The sequence below is a fragment of the Kitasatospora sp. NPDC001175 genome, from assembly GCF_053598215.1.
The window spans coordinates 1-14022 of sequence record NZ_JBSFJU010000115.1 but is presented as its reverse complement, the minus strand read 5'-3'; the positions used below and the strand labels follow the sequence as shown (position 1 = coordinate 14022).

At 70.0% G+C, this 14022-nt stretch carries 15 protein-coding genes, 5 pseudogenes and 1 riboswitch; of the genes and pseudogenes, 10 read left to right on the top strand and 10 right to left on the bottom strand.

Translation table 11 applies throughout. The features are described from left to right. Positions 1-406: 406 nt before the first annotated feature. From ACWDAK_RS38670 to ACWDAK_RS38660, 3 genes and pseudogenes are all read right to left on the bottom strand, one after another. Positions 407-1078 (bottom strand): terpene synthase family protein, encoded by a 672-nt coding sequence (locus ACWDAK_RS38670; protein ID WP_449806559.1) that lies wholly within the window; start codon positions 1076-1078, stop codon positions 407-409. Beyond that, positions 1045-1290 (bottom strand): annotated as a pseudogene (locus ACWDAK_RS38665) (terpene synthase family protein); the annotation flags it as partial. The gene ACWDAK_RS38670 and the pseudogene ACWDAK_RS38665, both read right to left, overlap by 34 nt. Before the next feature lie 625 nt (positions 1291-1915). Beyond that, the gene (locus tag ACWDAK_RS38660) at positions 1916-2059 is read right to left on the bottom strand and encodes a 3-oxoacyl-[acyl-carrier-protein] synthase III C-terminal domain-containing protein (protein WP_344641469.1); all 144 of its coding nucleotides are present in this window, start codon (positions 2057-2059) and stop codon (positions 1916-1918) included. Positions 2060-2372: 313 nt separating this feature from the next. Between ACWDAK_RS38660 and ACWDAK_RS38655 the strand changes: the two genes are divergently transcribed. The 3 genes and pseudogenes from ACWDAK_RS38655 to ACWDAK_RS38645 all read left to right on the top strand — a co-directional run. Next, positions 2373-2753, top strand: coding sequence for a ricin-type beta-trefoil lectin domain protein (locus tag ACWDAK_RS38655; protein WP_449806558.1), 381 nt, complete (start codon positions 2373-2375; stop codon positions 2751-2753). Between the two features lie 478 nt (positions 2754-3231). After that, the gene (locus ACWDAK_RS38650; protein WP_344641424.1) at positions 3232-3831 is read left to right on the top strand and encodes a hypothetical protein; all 600 of its coding nucleotides are present in this window, start codon (positions 3232-3234) and stop codon (positions 3829-3831) included. Between the two features lie 124 nt (positions 3832-3955). Continuing rightward, positions 3956-4195, top strand: a pseudogene (locus ACWDAK_RS38645) (IS630 family transposase); the annotation flags it as partial. A gap of 72 nt (positions 4196-4267) precedes the next feature. On the opposite strand, the gene ACWDAK_RS38640 reads toward ACWDAK_RS38645, so the two are convergent. Further along, on the bottom strand, positions 4268-4645 hold the full coding sequence (locus tag ACWDAK_RS38640) for a nuclear transport factor 2 family protein (RefSeq protein WP_344641423.1): 378 nt from the start codon (positions 4643-4645) through the stop codon (positions 4268-4270). A gap of 155 nt (positions 4646-4800) precedes the next feature. Between ACWDAK_RS38640 and ACWDAK_RS38635 the strand changes: the two are divergent. Further along, positions 4801-5043 (top strand): annotated as a pseudogene (locus ACWDAK_RS38635) (IS5/IS1182 family transposase); the annotation flags it as partial. Positions 5044-5049: 6 nt separating this feature from the next. On the opposite strand, the pseudogene ACWDAK_RS38630 reads toward ACWDAK_RS38635, so the two are convergent. Together ACWDAK_RS38630 and ACWDAK_RS38625 are read right to left on the bottom strand one after the other, a co-directional pair. Beyond that, positions 5050-5731, bottom strand: a pseudogene (locus ACWDAK_RS38630) (IS701 family transposase); the annotation flags it as partial. Between the two features lie 436 nt (positions 5732-6167). Beyond that, on the bottom strand, positions 6168-6776 hold the full coding sequence (locus ACWDAK_RS38625) for a helix-turn-helix domain-containing protein (RefSeq protein ID WP_344641422.1): 609 nt from the start codon (positions 6774-6776) through the stop codon (positions 6168-6170). A 114-nt stretch (positions 6777-6890) separates the two neighbouring features. Between ACWDAK_RS38625 and ACWDAK_RS38620 the strand changes: the two genes are divergently transcribed. Further along, complete coding sequence (locus ACWDAK_RS38620) at positions 6891-7709, top strand: MBL fold metallo-hydrolase (RefSeq protein ID WP_427396068.1); 819 nt, start codon at positions 6891-6893, stop codon at positions 7707-7709. 603 nt (positions 7710-8312) lie between these two features. On the opposite strand, the gene ACWDAK_RS38615 is transcribed toward ACWDAK_RS38620, so the two are convergent. Continuing rightward, a complete protein-coding gene (locus ACWDAK_RS38615; RefSeq protein ID WP_344641420.1) occupies positions 8313-8657 on the bottom strand; it encodes a hypothetical protein in 345 nt (114 codons plus the stop codon). Positions 8658-8808: 151 nt separating this feature from the next. Between ACWDAK_RS38615 and ACWDAK_RS38610 the strand changes: the two are divergent. The 4 genes and pseudogenes from ACWDAK_RS38610 to ACWDAK_RS38595 all read left to right on the top strand — a co-directional run. Continuing rightward, positions 8809-9027, top strand: a pseudogene (locus ACWDAK_RS38610) (transposase); the annotation flags it as partial. Between the two features lie 269 nt (positions 9028-9296). After that, positions 9297-9764 (top strand): MarR family transcriptional regulator, encoded by a 468-nt coding sequence (locus ACWDAK_RS38605; RefSeq protein ID WP_344641419.1) that lies wholly within the window; start codon positions 9297-9299, stop codon positions 9762-9764. 249 nt (positions 9765-10013) lie between these two features. Beyond that, positions 10014-10205, top strand: a complete 192-nt coding sequence (locus tag ACWDAK_RS38600; RefSeq protein WP_344641418.1) for a hypothetical protein — start codon at positions 10014-10016, stop codon at positions 10203-10205. Continuing rightward, positions 10166-10570, top strand: coding sequence for a hypothetical protein (locus tag ACWDAK_RS38595; RefSeq protein WP_344641417.1), 405 nt, complete (start codon positions 10166-10168; stop codon positions 10568-10570). The genes ACWDAK_RS38600 and ACWDAK_RS38595 overlap by 40 nt, the downstream gene beginning before the upstream one ends. On the opposite strand, the gene ACWDAK_RS38590 is transcribed toward ACWDAK_RS38595, so the two are convergent. The 3 genes from ACWDAK_RS38590 to ACWDAK_RS38580 form a co-directional block, all read right to left on the bottom strand. Continuing rightward, positions 10512-10916, bottom strand: coding sequence for a hypothetical protein (locus ACWDAK_RS38590; RefSeq protein WP_344641416.1), 405 nt, complete (start codon positions 10914-10916; stop codon positions 10512-10514). The genes ACWDAK_RS38595 and ACWDAK_RS38590 overlap by 59 nt on opposite strands. 77 nt (positions 10917-10993) lie before the next feature. Further along, complete coding sequence (locus ACWDAK_RS38585; RefSeq protein ID WP_344641415.1) at positions 10994-11446, bottom strand: Ohr family peroxiredoxin; 453 nt, start codon at positions 11444-11446, stop codon at positions 10994-10996. Between the two features lie 74 nt (positions 11447-11520). Then, positions 11521-11583, bottom strand: a riboswitch (guanidine-III (ykkC-III) riboswitch). Between the two features lie 560 nt (positions 11584-12143). Next, on the bottom strand, positions 12144-13040 hold the full coding sequence (locus tag ACWDAK_RS38580) for a YVTN family beta-propeller repeat protein (protein ID WP_344641414.1): 897 nt from the start codon (positions 13038-13040) through the stop codon (positions 12144-12146). A 639-nt stretch (positions 13041-13679) separates the two neighbouring features. Between ACWDAK_RS38580 and ACWDAK_RS38575 the strand changes: the two genes are divergently transcribed. Then, a complete protein-coding gene (locus ACWDAK_RS38575) occupies positions 13680-13946 on the top strand; it encodes a hypothetical protein (RefSeq protein ID WP_344641413.1) in 267 nt (88 codons plus the stop codon). The last annotated feature ends 76 nt before the right edge of the window (positions 13947-14022 follow it).

Here is a 14022-nt window from a genome sequence, read left to right as displayed (position 1 = left end):
GCGGGTACTTCTTCGGGGCGGCCATGGCCTCGGGTCCTCTCATGAGGCCCATCTGACCCGCTGTCACCATCCGCCGCATCTCGGGGGAAGCTCACGTACGCCTCCACCGGCCCCAGCCGGCCGCGCACTTCTCGTCTGCCAGGGTCACCAGGCCGTTCCCCGCGTGGGCACGCAGCCGAGGCGCCCCCGTGGTGCCGGCCCGGCGACCAGCGGCCTCGACCAGGCACCGGTGGTGTGGCTGCCGGTGGCTGCCGGTGGCCGACGCGGCCGCTCTCCACCTCTACCCGGCCATCGACCGCGCCCCCTCGACCGGGCCACCCGGGCCCGGGCCAACGTGTCGGCCGAGGAGCGGACCGTGTCGGGGTGGCCCCGGGCGTATCCGGGGGCGCCCCCGCGAGGCTTCCCGTCAGGGGGCTGTTGCTCGCTGGCACCGGGGCGGTCGGGCCTGGACGACCGGGCGTCGGCTGGATGAGGCGGCCGGCGGCCCGGATGGCTGGGGGTCAGGGTTGGAGGAGGTTGTCGAAGTGGCCGGGCCGGAGCGGGGGAGGATGTCCAGGGCGGTGCGGTACCGGGCTGTCTGGGTCTGCCAGGCGTGGTAGCCGCCGATCCAGGCGCCCATGACGCGGATGTAGGTGTCGATGGTGGCGCGCCGCGTGTCGTCGAGGCCGAGCCGGTCGCACATGCCGGGGACCTCGGCCGCCAGGCGCTGGAAGTCGTTGATGCGCCGGTCCACTTCGTCGCGGGCCGCGGTGAGGGCGTCGGCGCGGGTCAGGGCGCGTTCGTGTTCGAGGACGAGGACGAGGTTGTCCATGTCGCCGCGGGCCCCTTCCTTCTCCAGGGAGTAGACGTCGTTGCACATGAAGGTGACGTCGACGGCGATGTCGCGCATGCGGCGCAGTTGCGGGCTGTGGAACGCGACCGCAGGGACGGCGATGCCGGCGGCGCGTTCGCCGAGGGACAGGGGCAGTGTGGTGGCGGCAACCCCCGGTGTACCTGCAGGAAGCTGTCCATGTCGCTGGGGGTTGCGCGGAGCCGGTTGAGGGCTTCGTGGGGGTGGGCGGCGAAGTAGTACTCCCACTCGTGGGCGACGCGCGAGGCCCAGCCGGGTGGTGTGGCGTGGGTGGTGCGGTGCCACAGGTCGGCGAACGCGGTGGTGCAGGGATCGGCGCCGGCGCGTGGTGGCGTGCCGTGGATGATGTCGATCATGCTCTGGCACAGGGCGGCGACGCGGTCGGGGGCGTGGCCGAGGGGCCCGTCGAACTGGTCGTCGAAGACGAAGAAGAACGCCATCGCGTCGGTGCACAGGTCCAGTGCGGGCCCCTGGGTGTAGGGGTGGCTGTAGGCGGCGAGTCTCGGTATGTCCCAGGAGGTGTACCAGTCGAGGGAGCGCCCGTCGCCGACCGGGCGGTGCTCACGGCCCCACGCGAGGTTGCGCTGCCGTGCGGCCTTCAGGTTCGGGCTGGATGCCAAGGGGAAGGGAAGGCGGAACTCCATGTCCTGGGGCACTTGTCCTCCGTACCGTCGCGCCGGCGAACCGCCCGCACGGTCCGCTCGGCGATCGCGCCGGCCCCGCGCGTAGACGGGGCCCCTTGCACATGGTCAGGTTGACTGCCTGTCATGACGGAGCAGGGATTGCCCCTCCAGCGCCGCTCCCACACCAGCCCCGACCGGTCCGGGGCCCGGCGGTTCCGAGTCCGGTGCAGCCCGTCAGCTGCGCCATGGTCTCTGCGGCGCCGACACCGAGGCGGTGGTGTTCGACGAAGGTCCGCGGCTGGTGGCGCTTGTCGCCAGTGCGGGGCTGCGAAGGCCGGTGCGACTGTGACGAAGGCGCCGGTCGCCACCGGGTGGTCGACGCCGTCTGCCATGGTGCGCGGTGGATCAGACGTCCTTCAGGACGTTCTCGGTGGTGGCGGGTTCAGGCTCGTGCTCGCCACTGGATCAGCATGATGTCGGCGCTGGCGCCGCTTGCGAGGCCGAAAAGCGCCACGCGCGTGCCTGGGCGCAGTCGGCCCTGCTCGTGGGCGTGAGCGAGTTGGAGGGGGAGGGTGGCGGCGCCCATGTTGCCGGTGCGGGCTGGGGCCTGCGCCCGTTACACGAGAAGAACGCAGTCAAGGGCGGCTGAGCGCCATGGCACCCGTGAAGGGTCGCTCAGCCGTCGCGCTCCGGTCTCCTGCCCAGGTGGTGATTGGGTTTCAAACCATATGTCGCCCCGTGGGATGAATGTGATTCGTACCCGGGCGTGTCGCTGCTGCCCGCTGCGAGCCTTGTCTATACCAGGCAGGTATGGGGACTGCACCTTCCGGCGGGCCCTGCCCACGTCCGGCCACCCCACCGAGAGCCGACACCCGTCGGTGCACTTGCGGAGGTACATCATGTCCCGTTCCACTACCACGCTCGCTGCCCTGGCGGCCGCCGGCCTGATCGCCTTGGCAGCGCCCGCGGCTGCTGTTGCCGCGCCCCGCGCGGCCACCAACACCATGTGCCTGGACGTGGGTGGTTCTCGCAACAACGGGGACCACGCCAAGATCTGGCAGTGCCAGAGCCCCGGCTTCGGCAATCAGGACTTCGTCATCGACAGGGGCCAGATCAAGGTCAGGGACACCATCGGAACCGGCCGACAGATGTGCCTGGACGTGGGTGGTTCTCGCAACAACGGGGACCACGCCAAGATCTGGCAGTGCCAGAGCCCCGGCTTCGGCAATCAGGACTTCGTCATCGACAGCGGTCAGATCAAGGTCAGGGACACGATCTGACAGGCCGGCGCGGGGCAAGGTGATGGCCCGGCTCTCGCGCTGCGCCGCGAGCAGGTCCCGCTCGCCAGGCCGCCGCGCTCCGTCGCCCCGATCCTAAATGATCACGAATGGGGCGGGTAGAGGATCTCCAGCCATTGGGGACGGCCCGATTAGTAGGGGGCGCGACAGGCGGCCGTGACAGGGGGTTGGGTGGGGTCGCCGTCCGGGAGGCCGGCCGCGAGGTATCGGCCGCCGGGCCGCGGGCGGTGATCCGGTGCAGCGCCCTGGCCGGTGCTGCTCGGTTGGGCCGGCCTTCTCCTGGTGGTGGAACTGGGGATGTGTCGTGGGTGCATGGCCTAGCCAACGATCGCGACCGCACCGGGTGACGCGCTGTGCGGTCGTCGTCCTGGTCGGCCGCCAGGCCGTTTCCCGCTGCGCCCGGGCATCCCTTCCCCAGCCCGCCGCCAGGACGACTGAGGGCGGACCCTAGGGTGATCCCATGGACGTGGGGGCGGTACTGATCGCGATGACCGGTGTGGCGGGCACGTTGGGCGGCGCGCTGTTGACCCAGCGCGGCGCGGACCGGGTCAAGAAGCGTGAGCTGGAGATGAGCCACGCCATCCAGGAACGCCGCGAGAACCGCGAACTGCGGCGGCGGTGCTACACCGAACTCCACCGGGACGCCCGACAGTTCGCCACGGCGCTGAGCCGCCACCTGTACGTCATGCGGGACCGCGCGCCCGGGGACGAGGACGTCCAGACGCTGGAACGGGCGAAGGACGCCCACCGGGACCGCTGGTCCGAGACCCTGATGACCGCCCCCGACACCGTGATCGGTCCGGCCAACAAACTGAACGACGCACTGACCCGCGTGTACGGGCAGATCAAACGCATCGAACAGGGGAACCCCCGGCCCGGCGAGACGCTGCGATCGGCCGCCGAGGGGCAACACGCGCTCTGGCCCCTGATCCGCGCCACCCGAGAGGCGATGCGCGCCGACCTGGGTGTGACGGGCGCCGCCCCCTGGCCCGAGTCGACCTCGGCCGACGACCCGACCATGATCGGCGACTTCGAGGAGACAGGCGGCGAAACCTCCTAGTTTTTAGTGGCCCAGCAGAGCCCGTAGACGGCTACCACCAGGGGAATAGCTCGGTGCGGCCCGTAGGGCGGCGGTGGCCCCGGCTCGGACTCCTGATGCAGTTCCTGACGCGACTCCTGACGCCTACGCATCCTGGGCCAACCCGATCGAGGCCCACTTCGGCCCGCTGCGGCAGTTCACCCTGGCCAACTCCCACCACCGCAGCCACCCCACGCAAACCCAGGCACTGCACCGCTACCTGCGCTGGCGCAACGCCAACGCCCGCCACCCCGACGTACTTGCCGCCCAACGCAAGGAACGCGCCCGCATCCGCAGCGAGAAGGGCATCCGCTGGGGCGGACGCCTCCTCAACGCCGCAGCCTGACCGACCGCGAACCGCAGCCTCGGGGTGCCGAAAGGGACAAGTTCACGAGAAGGACAGCGACGGAAGGACGACTCAGGAGGCGGGCGGCTCGATCTCCCCCGCAAAGACGATGACCTGGTCGATGAGGCTCCGCCGCAGATGGACGACGTCCGTTCCCGCCAGGCGGGGGCCTCCATCCGGCGTGGTGAAGACCCACCGGTACCGGGCCCACTCGTCAGGCATGTCCACCGCTGAGCAGCGCGCCATCGTGCCGGTCCCCGCCGGGTGGCGCCGGATGTCCAGCACGAACCGCTCGACCGCCGCGATCCCTTCGCTGCGACCCAACGGCCCCCAGAAGACCACGTCTGAGGTCAGGGCCTGGGAGAGCAGGGCAGTCACATAGCTGTCGTCCGAGGCGTTAAACGCGGAGATGAACGTGTCGATCGCGGAGCGTGCCGTCTCTTCCTGCATGCCCCAGTAATACCAGCCGTTGCGCGTGCGCTCGTCCCGCGAGCCGCCTTCCGATCACGGTGGACCATCCCGATCACAGCAAGGGGACTTCGCGAAAGGGGCAAAACACCCCGTTAGCGGAGACGGTCGCCCCCATCGACGACCCGGCACGGGAGGAGCGCCGCCGCGTCCGCCGACGCCGCAGGACCCGGCTCCGGGCGGCCGAGCTGGGGCGCTCGCGCGGTGGGCTGACCACCAAGACCCACCTGTCGGCCGAGCGCCGCTGCCGGCCACTGTCGTTCGTCCTCACGCCTGGCCAGGCCGCCGACAGCCCCCGCTTCATCCCGGTGGTCGAGCGGATCAAGGTCCGCGCCCCGGTCAGGCGGCCCCGCACCCGCCCGGACGCCGTTGCAGGCGAGACCGATCCTCGCGACCTGGAACGACTCTTCGACCGCCCACCTCGCCGCGGCGACCTTGACCAGGTCTTTCAGCCGGGTGGCTACGGGTCCGTAGCACACGTAGTGGGCGAGCTCGGTCGGGTCGCTGACCGAGCGGCGGGCCAGGACCCAGTGCCCGACGCCGTCCTCCCACACCGGTCGGATCGCCACCCGGGCCCAGTCGTAGACCCGCTCGCCGTGGGAGCCCTTGCCGCCGGACAGGCGCTTCCAGGCCTGTCGCGGCAGCGTGGCGACCAGCTCGTCGACCCGGACCTCACGCCACCGTGTCGTGATCACGGTGTCGTTGACCCTGGTGGCCAGCACATACCCGATGCCGCGTTGCTCCAGCCAGACCCGCAGGTGCTTGACCTGCCCGTAAGCCTCGTCCGCGGTCACCCACGCGAACGGCACCCCCGCGTCGATCGCACGCTGCAGCATCCAGCGGAAGTGCTCGTTCTTCGTCGCGAACGGCACGTCATCGGGCACGCCGGCCGCCCGGCAGCGCTCGCGGTCGTCCGTCCACGAAGGCCGGCAGGTACAGCTCCCGGTCGATCAGCGCGCGGCCCTTCGCCGAGGCGTAGGCCAGGAACGTGCCGATCTGGGAGTTCTCCGTCCGCCCCGCAGTCCCCGTGTACTGGCGCTGGACCCCGGCCGACCGCGTGCATCTCTTCCGGCATCGTTTCGTGCCCCGATGCGCCGACCAGCTGGTCGTGACCTGGGCAGCAGGTGATCGAGCTGGACGACCTGACGCTGCGCCGCTTCAACAGCGAGACAGACCTTCCGGAACTCCTGCGGGTCATTGAAGAGTCGTTGGAGCACCTGCGCCCGTGGATGGCCTGGGTCGCTGAGCACAGCCTGGCCAAGACCACCGACTTCCTGGCCCGCCGCGCGAAGCGCTGGGCGAGTGGTGAGGAGTTCACCTACGTGATCGTGCTGAACGGCGCGATCGTCGGCGCTTGTTGGCTGGCCGCGAGATCGGCTACTGGCTGCACCCGGCCGCCACCGGCCGGGGCGTGGCCACCCGGGCCGGACGAACCCTGCGTGGGCAGATCGGGGACTGGTGAATCTGACGTTCTCCAAGTTCCCCGACAGCGTCAGGCGGCTGATCAGGTTCTGCGCGAGATGACCATGATGTATTCGCAGGGAGCGTTCGTTCGGTTGGCGAAGCCGTGGTCCGCGTCGGCTTGGAAGAACAGGGAGTCACCTGTGTTCAGGGTCTCGCTGATCCCGCCGATCGCGACGGTGAGGGTGCCTTCGAGCACCACGAGTTGTTTCTCCGTACCTGGCGGATACGCGGGCAGCAGCCCGGTAGAGACCTGCGGGGGGAGGTAGTGGACGACCATCTCGGCTCGTCCCGCGCCCGGGGCCGCTGACACGATGTGCCGCTCGAAGCCGGTTTCCGGGTCACGGAAAGCGGGGCGATCGTTCTTGCGCATGACGATGGCCACACCGGACGCGGCAGCAGCCGGCGCACCGATCAGGTCCGAGAGCGAGACATCGAGCGCGTGGGCGATCCTGGACGCGACGCCGATCGTCGGGCTCTTCTCGCCGCGTTCGACCTTGGACAGCATCGCCCGACTGACCGACGACTGGGTGGACAACTGCTCCAGCGTCAGGCCCGCCTCCTCGCGGCGTCGCCGCACGTTACCGCCGAACGCGCCAGCCAGGTCGTCACCGTGCTGGGATTCGGCCGCGTTTCCGTCTTGCTCGACCACCGTGCTCCTCGATCGATGGGTACCTCGCTGCCCACAGTGTAAGGTTTCTCCTAAAGAAGATCTGATCTCCTTTAGGAGACGTACGATGTGCGCCCGACACGACGGAGGGGCTCCATGCGTTTGATCTCAAGTGGCCGCCACCATGCCACGTTCGAATTCGGCGATCTGCAGGTGATCTCGTTGCGAGACGGGTACATCGACATGCCGCCGACACGGCTCCGCGGCGAGGATGGGCGCACGCTCGACGAGCTGCCGGCCGCCGTCCCGCTGGCCGGCGACAACTTGCGGCTGTCGGTCAACGCCTTCTTCGTCACCGACGGCACGCGGTCGGTTCTCATCGACACCGGCGCGTCCAACGCCTGGCACGACCCCACCATGGGATTGATCTACGACGCGCTCGACGAAGCGGGAATCGACCGCGCGCATGTCACCGATGTGGCCATCACCCACAAGCACGAAGACCACGTGAGCGGACTCATCGCGCCGGACGGTTCAGAGGCGTTCACCAAACTCGAGCGCGTGTGGATCGGCGCGGGCGACACCTCGGTGTTCACGGGGCGGCTCGAGCCGATCCGCGACCGCGTCGTACCCGTGTCGGAGAAGGTCGCGATCAACGACTGGACCACCGCGATCCCGACACCGGGCCACACACCCGGTCACACCGTTTACCACGTCAGGAGCGGCACCGGCCACCTTCTCGCCTGGGGCGACACCGTTCACGTTCCCGCGCTCCAATTCGATCAGCCGAACGTGTCCTGGGAGCTCGACGGCAACCAGTCCCAGGCCAGCGCCGCGCGAGCGGCCCTCCTCGAACAACTGACCCAACCACACCACTTCGTAGCTGGCGCCCACCTCGACTCACCCGGCATCGCCCGCGTAACCCCCTCCGGCGACGGTTATGCGCTGGAATACCTCGCACCACCGATCGGCTGATCGAGCCTGTCGGCTCCGGGGCGTGCTCGCGTACTCCGGCACGGACTCCTTCACCTACGCCGCAGGCGACTCCTACGGCGGCAGCGCCACCGCGACAGTGAGGCTCACCGTGCACCGGACGACCCGGGCCGGGCCCGACCGCAGACCCCGTTTCCTCGGCCAGCCCCGGCCCGGCCGCCCGCCCCAGCACCAGCGGTCGGCCCGCACGGCACGCCCGAGGCGGCAGCCTCGCCGCCTCGGGGCCGACGGCGCGCAGACCGCCCTCCTTATCGGCGCCGGCGCGCTGCTCCTCGTCGCAGGTGCCGGAGCGATCGTGCTCGCCCGCCGTCGGTGCCCCAGAGCTGGGGACAGCGGGGTGCGGCCGGGGCCCGCGATGACGGTGCCTACGGGGCGCCGCCCGCCCGGCCACGTCATCGCGCAGGGGGCGGCCGGACGACCCGGCAAACCCACTCAGCCTCGCCGGAGTCGCTGACAAGGAATTTCGGTACTCAGCCGCCCGAACGCCACGGCGCTCCGGCCCGTTGCCTCCGCACCCTCGATCGGACGTCACGGAACGTCGCCGCGGAGGAGATCTGAAACAGCTTCTAACCTTGACCTTGACGTTTAACCTTCGTCGCCTCCGTAGCTGAACGGCTCGATGGTCCAGGGCAGCCCGGGCCCATCTCGATAGGCAGCGAAGCCCGGTTGCAGGCTGGCTGTCTCGGAGATGGAGGGATCGTCCTCCGTCATGCAGGCGATGCAGTACACGCCACTGGCATCGGGGAGGTTCGGATCGTTCACGCCGTCCCCGATCAGCCAGTCGCCCTCACTGTCATGGATGACGACGAGTGCCGGCATGCGCCCCTCCGCGACGGTCCGCTGCACCACAGCGCCGAGATCGCGCGGGAACCGCTCCCCTGGGAACGGAAAGGGTGCCTGCCGGACCACCGGGTGGGATGTGTGATTCATGGCAGCAGTATCGCGGCACTCCGCGAGAGATATCGCACGAGTGATCGATCCATGATGTCACCCGTCCAGGGATTCCTCGGACGGTGGAGCGGCCTAGGCATGATCCTGAACTCTCCGACGAGGTAAGGGAATCAACACGAAGGCCCTGGTGATGAGTGTGCTGCAGCAAGCTGTCCAGCGCGATCCGTTCGCGGAACTGTCACGCTTCCGAGCGGACTTCTACACCTGTCTGACCGGTCGGAGGGATGCGCTGCTCGAGCTGACCGACGCGCTGCTGTGCACCGAGGGCCCAGTGAAGACACTGGTGGACCCGGCGCTCGCGTCCGAGCACCGTCGTGGCCACGGTGCCCTGTACGGTGCGCTCAAGCGGCTCCAGGGCACGCACAGGGCGAGGCCGTCGGTCGCGTCGAGGCCGCGGCCCTGTCGCGGACGAGCGATCCACAAGTCGACGTCGGCCACCCACCTCACCCGCCTGCCGGGCAGCGTTGGCCGGGCGGCCGTCTTCAGCAACGTGGTCTTCGTGCGGATGACCCGCAGGAGAGCTCCGCCCTTGATTTCAAGCGCACTTCAAGTCGTACGGTCTCCTCACCGCCCGCGCAGCGCGGGCGTTGAAGCAGAGCGACAAGCAGGGGGAGCCCTGTGACGACCGAGCAGATCTCCGATGCCCAACTCGCCGGACGACCCGCGGCGTACTGGACCGGTGTCGCCTACGAGGCGCTCATCTCCTACATCCGGGCCCGGCAAGCCGAGAAGGGCTACACCCAGCCCCAGTTCTGGTTGCTCCGCAACCTCTCGGCGAACGACATCTCACCCGACGGCCAGGGGATGACCCTGACCGAGCTGCGCGCCGCCATGGCCTCCTACATCCGGGCCGAGGACGACCTGGCGGCCGAATCCGAGGTGCTCCTGGAGCGAGGCTGGCTGGCCCGGGACGCCGAAGAGCGGCTCTTGCTCACCGAGGAAGGGGAGCAGGCCCGCGTCGACCTCGCACGCAACGCACCCGCCATCCGCGCCGCCCTTCACGAAGGCATCGACGACGCCGACTACATCACCACGGTCAAGGTGCTCCAGCAGCTGATCCGCAACGCGGGCGGGACCATCGCCTGACGCGCACCGCACCTCGAGTACGACGGCAAGGCGCCAGCTACTCCGAGCACGTCCTGGCCGTGTGAAGGTCCGCGACAACGACCCGGCCCTTGCCGACCAGGAGCGGACCGACCGGACGGTGTACTGGCGGCGCCGTACCTGGCCCGGCCACACCTGCACCGGGTACCCGCCGGTCGCCTTGGTCGTCACCGACGCCGGACCGGTCGCCTTGACGCCGGACCGGTCGCCCTGGCCAACCGGCAGCAGGCGGTGGCCGACCTGTCCGCGGAGTGCTGGCGCGGGCAGCGGTACACCGTGCACCGGGACGACAACGACGGAGACGGCTGGCACGAGTACGACGACGCCGTGCCCATCCTCGCGACCACCCTGGAACTCCTGGCCGAGCACGGCCCCTCGGGCCGGTGTGGTGGCGCTTCGGCCGCCCCGGCCGGCACTTCCTGATCGAGGCGCTGGACAACCCGGGCAACCGCGCCGCCTACGACCTGCGCCAGAAGGCCTGCGAGAAGAAGGCCCGCCAGGACCACCGCGAGGTGATGCCGACCCTGGCCTGTGCCGACTGCGGCCAGGTCCCCGAGCAGGAGAGCACCTACGAGTACGGGCTCCATGGCCAGTGGACCCGCGGCCCCGGCGGCCGCTGCTACCACGAGCACGAGGAACGCCAGGAGAAAGCCGCCGCGAACCGGGCCGGCCTCCAACTGTCGTGTCCGGGCACGGTTTCGGGCCGCTACCGGATCCCCGGCTCCGGCTTCAGGCCCTGGGCAACCCGACCACCAGGTAGGTTCCCGCCTCGCCGTCGACATGGATGACGTGCCTTCCCACTCGCACCACTTGGCAGCCCTCCGCGCGCCAGGAACCGGCCTCGCCCTCACAGCCGCGCAGCGGTGTCCAGATCTCCAGGAACGTACTGCCGTCCGGATTGGATCCGGACTCGACCAGGTTCTCCCCGTCCCAGCGCAAGGCGCCCAGGTCCTCCCCAGGCTCACCCACCTCGTGGTGGAATCGGACCTGCGCGCCGTCAAAGGACGTGGTGCCGGCGAATCCGGCGTACTGGTCCCCGATCTGCAGCCACACGGCCTCGCCCTCGTCGATCAGCGGGCCGCCGTCGCGGCTGATGCCGAGCCGGCGCCACCCGCCGCGCGTAGGGGGGCGCACGACTGTCGCAGCCGATCGGCTCTGGGCGCAGGCGAACGAGGCGGTCGCGGTTCCGGACCGGTTCGGTGTCGGCTCCATCAGATGTCGCCCCCGGCCCCGCCCGCATCGAGCGCCACGATCGACAGCGGGATGTTGCCACGCACGGCCTGGGAGTAGGGGCAGACGGCGTCGGCCCGGTGCAGGTAGGGAAGCAGGTCATCGGCCTTCCAACCCGGTACCGCGACCGACAGTGTCACAGCCAGACCGTATCCGGCGGGTGTGGCGGTCGTCCCCAGCTCAACCTGGCAGGTGACCCGAGCAGCCGTCGTGTCCAGGCCGCTGTCACCCGTTACCTCGGCCAACGCGGACCCGAAGCAGGCCGCGAATCCGGCGGCGAACAACTGCTCGGGATCGGTGGCCTCCGGCACTCTCTTGCGCGGCGGTGCCAGTCGCGCCGCGAGATGCCCGTCATCGGTGGCGACGGTGCCGTTCCGGCCGCCGACAGCATTCGCAGTGGCCGTGTACAAAGTCCTGGTCAGTGGAACGGTCATGCCGGACTACCCTCCGCGAGACGCCAGCCCCCTCCACCTCGGAAAGGGCCATCCAGTGCCGTCAAGGCGGCAACGGGGCGTCGTCGTGCATAACCGGGTACGGCGCGTCTCGTCCGGGGCCGAAGCTCAGCCGCCGGTCAGAATACCCACTCCTCGCCGAGGCAACGTAGCCGGCCAGGCAGCGCAGTGCGGGTCGGGCTCATGGAGCGCCGACGCCGGGACATCACCGAGGGAATCGTCGGGTTGAGCATGAGCGGTAGGGCCTGGGTGGGACCCGGCCTTTGTCCGCCGGCTGTCCGCGTGCTCGTGGTGGCCCCGCCGCGCCCGGTCGTGGGCGGCCAGGTCCGGGTCCTGCTCGGGCAGGGGCTGCGCCCCTGCCCACCTCGCCGCGCCGCCGCCCCCGGTTGGCTGGGTGGTCCTCCTGGAGGTGGTGATTGTGAGTGGTGTTGCGCCCGTCGGCGCCCCTGGTGGCCGGGGTGGGTGTCCCCATGCTCTCCATGATGGACATCATCCTTACCGGGGCCGAAGCCCCTGACCAGGGGTGTCCGTCAAAGTGAATCAAGCCCGTTGTGGTTGTGTCTCCGTGGCCCCCGTGGCCCCCGTGGCCCCCGTGGCCCCCGTGGCCCCCGTGGCCCCCGTGGCCCCCGTGGCCCCCGTGGCCCCGCAGCTGGCACGGCGGCTGCGGGAGCCGGGTGGGTTATGGGGCGCAGACGGCGTAGGGGGTGACGGTGGTGTAGTTGGTGTTCTGGTTGTCGGCGAGGACTTGCCAGGTGTTGCCGACGGGTCGGCTGGTGACCTGGATGGGTGGGACGGCGCCGCCGCTTTGCTGGTATCCGCCGCCGGTGATCACGTGGCCGGTGGGGCAGGTGGCGGTGGCCACCACCGGGACCCTGGCCGTGGCCACCCCGCGGGGAGCGGTGCCAGAGGAGAGGGTGGTGGTGACGGTGTCGGTGGCCGTGTTGATCACCGACACGTTGCTCGAGTTGGTGTTGGTGACGTAGGCGCGGATACCACCCGGGCTGAACTCCACCGCGAACGGCGACAGGCCGACGGGGATGGTGGTGGTGACGGTGTTGGTGGCGGTGTTGATCACGGACACGGTGTTCGCGAGGCCGTTGGTGACGTAGGCGGTGGTGCCGTCCGGGGTGAACGCCACCCCTTCGGGGTTGGTGCCGACGGGGATGGTGGTGGTGACGGTGTTGGTGGCGGTGTTGATCACGGACACGGTGTTCGAGCCGGCGTTGGTGACGTAGGCGCTGGTGCCGTCCGGGCTGACCGCCACCTGGTCGGGGTTGGTGCCGACGGGGATGGTGGTGGTGACGGTGTCGGTGGCCGTGTCGATCACCGACACGGTGTTCGAGGCGATGTTGGTGACGTAGGCGGTGGTGTCGTCCGGGCTGACCGCCACCCCTTCGGGGTTGCTGCCGACGGGGATGGTGGCGGTCACGGTGTCGGTGGCCAGATTGATCACCGATACGGTGTTCGAGGCGGCGTTGGCGATATAAGCGAAGGTCCCGGATGTCGCGGCCCGAGCCGGGGAGGCCGCCGTCACCGGCAGCGCCCCGGCCCCCAGCAGCACCAGCCCCGCCGCCATGGCGCGTGCCCGTGCCGCCCACCGCGGGGCCCGACAAGCGCCTGCATCGTGCCCCGCTGGGCCAGGCAGTCGTCGTTTCCCACAACTGATCATCGCCATACCTCTCGCTCGAAGAACCCAAGGATGTGGCGACGCAGGTCCCGGGGGCCGGAACGGCCCGTGCCATGACGAACAGACGCGACCGCCACGGCCGGCCCCGCCACCGCGGCCACCACCCGTGCCCCCAGCCGCGTGCTCTGACGCCGCACCGGGCCCGCGACGGCTGCGCCACCGCGCTGACAGGACCCCAAAAGAGCACAGGCCACCGCGCGTCAGCGTAAGCATCGCAGTATGAAATATGATGGTTCGACACCTTTTCATCCGAGTGATCCGACCTGCGGGCGAGTATGTGCGGCCGCCGGTGGTGTATCGGCATGAAGCCGCACGCGGGCCGCGGCCGCACGCCAGGCGGCGAACCCGACTCGTCACAGGACAACCCGCCCGGGCCACAACACCCCTGACCGGACGGCCTACCAGGCCACGCCCGGGCCCTCCAGCTGTCCGCGCTGCTCCTCGCTGAGCTTGTCCCGCCGGGCGCGCTGGTTGTTCAGCCAGGTGCCCGGCGACGTCCCGTCCTCCTTGTGCGCGCGGGACCTTCGCGTGCCCTTCCCGCTCGACGAACACGGCCAGCGCGGCCAGGCCCTGCGGGAACCGGTCCGCCCGCGACACCTTCGGTGGCGCTACGGCCGTGAAGGCCGGCGCTCCCTGCTGGACGCGCTTGAGAGCCCGGACATCCGCGAGGCGTACGACGAGCGCCAGAAGGCCCGGGCGAAGAAGGCCCGCCAAGTCCACCGCGAGCTGATGCAGACCTTGGCCTGCGCCGACTTCGGGAACGTGCCGAAGCAGGCTGGGCTTGATTCGCTTTGACGGACACCCCTGATCAGGGGCTTCGGTCCCGGTAAGGATGATGTCGATCATGGAGAGCATGGGGAACAAACCGCGC

Bases quoted from the DNA above. Each gene is read 5' to 3' on its own strand.
- ACWDAK_RS38650 (WP_344641424.1), top strand. From the start codon at position 3,232: ATGGACGTGGGGGCGGTACTGATCGCGATGACCGGTGTGGCGGGCACG.
- ACWDAK_RS38640 (WP_344641423.1), bottom strand. From the start codon at position 4,645: ATGCAGGAAGAGACGGCACGCTCCGCGATCGACACGTTCATCTCCGCG.
- ACWDAK_RS38615 (WP_344641420.1), bottom strand. From the start codon at position 8,657: ATGAATCACACATCCCACCCGGTGGTCCGGCAGGCACCCTTTCCGTTC.
- ACWDAK_RS38585 (WP_344641415.1), bottom strand. From the start codon at position 11,446: ATGACCGTTCCACTGACCAGGACTTTGTACACGGCCACTGCGAATGCT.
- ACWDAK_RS38580 (WP_344641414.1), bottom strand. From the start codon at position 13,040: ATGGCGGCGGGGCTGGTGCTGCTGGGGGCCGGGGCGCTGCCGGTGACG.
- ACWDAK_RS38655 (WP_449806558.1), top strand. From the start codon at position 2,373: ATGTCCCGTTCCACTACCACGCTCGCTGCCCTGGCGGCCGCCGGCCTG.
- ACWDAK_RS38660 (WP_344641469.1), bottom strand. From the start codon at position 2,059: ATGGGCGCCGCCACCCTCCCCCTCCAACTCGCTCACGCCCACGAGCAG.
- ACWDAK_RS38620 (WP_427396068.1), top strand. From the start codon at position 6,891: ATGCGTTTGATCTCAAGTGGCCGCCACCATGCCACGTTCGAATTCGGC.